Origin of the sequence: Acinetobacter sp. 161(2023), from assembly GCF_037027805.1 — a bacterium.
Taxonomy (GTDB): Bacteria; Pseudomonadota; Gammaproteobacteria; order Pseudomonadales; family Moraxellaceae; genus Acinetobacter.
The window spans coordinates 1-1,039 of record NZ_JAZEYD010000049.1 but is presented as its reverse complement, the minus strand read 5'-3'; the positions used below and the strand labels follow the sequence as shown (position 1 = coordinate 1,039).

Sequence of the window (1,039 nt, the reverse complement as noted above, 5' to 3'; positions counted from 1 at the left end):
GGCTTTGTTGCATAAACATTCAAAAGCTGAGTTCTCCCCAATCCATTCAAATTTAAGACACAACTTGGGTGCGAGGTCTACCTAATTCCGTAAATCTATTCAGAACTGCCACACGCGCATGAATTTCATTGACCTGACTTTGAAAATGTCTTGCCGTCAGCCTATCACCTAATAATTTGATGCAATGCATCTTGGTTTCCACCAAACTACGACGGTGATAACCCGACCATTTTTTCCATAGGGTTCTGCCTAAATGTTTAACCGTTTGAAGTAACTCATTTCGTTCTATTGAACTTATTTTAGAATCTTTCCAGGGCTTGGCATTCTTTCTGGGTGGAATTACTGCATGTGCTTGACGATCTGAAATCACTTTTCTGCAGCACTTCGTGTCGTACGCGCCATCGGTATAGACAGAATCTATTCGCTCATCTAGTGGAATTTGATCCAGTAAATCACCTAGTACTTGTGAATCACTGACATTATTTGTAGTAAGCTGAACGGCACGTATTTGCAGTGTTTCAGCATCTATACCAATATGCAGTTTACGCCATTGCCGACGGTATTCAGGCTGATGTTTTTTACGCTTCCATTCGCCTTCACCTAAAAACTTTAAACCCGTAGAGTCGACAAGTAGGTGTAACCCATCATGACTTTTCTGATAGCTTATCGCAATATCAATATGCTTTTGTCGTCTACAAAGGGTGGAGTAATCTGGTGCTGTCCAATTCAAGCCACAGAGTTTAATCAGGCTTTGAACAAAGCCAGTAACCATACGTAAAGAAAGACGGAATAGAGATTTGATCATTAAACAGCATTGAATCGCTGTATCGGAATAAGTTTGATTTCGTCCTTGCTTGCCTTGTGGTTGTGCATACCATTGCGTCTTAGGATCAAACCAGATTGAAATATTTCCTCGCTTGATTAAAGCTTGGTTATACGAGGACCAATTGGTTGTACGATAGATTTTAGGTGTAGGCTTCTTCATCTGGAAATTATATTACTGAAGAAGCCTTCAAGAATAGCTTTGTGCAACAAAGCC

The 1,039-nt window shown here is 40.4% G+C and carries 1 protein-coding gene; it reads right to left on the bottom strand.

Annotated features, from left to right (window positions below; genetic code table 11):
• Positions 1-52: 52 nt before the first annotated feature.
• Positions 53-985 (bottom strand): IS5-like element ISAha3 family transposase, encoded by a 933-nt coding sequence (locus tag WA249_RS18885; RefSeq protein WP_004812228.1) that lies wholly within the window; start codon positions 983-985, stop codon positions 53-55.
• Between the last annotated feature and the right edge of the window lie 54 nt (positions 986-1,039).

Bases quoted from the DNA above. Each gene is read 5' to 3' on its own strand.
- WA249_RS18885 (WP_004812228.1), bottom strand. From the start codon at position 985: ATGAAGAAGCCTACACCTAAAATCTATCGTACAACCAATTGGTCCTCG.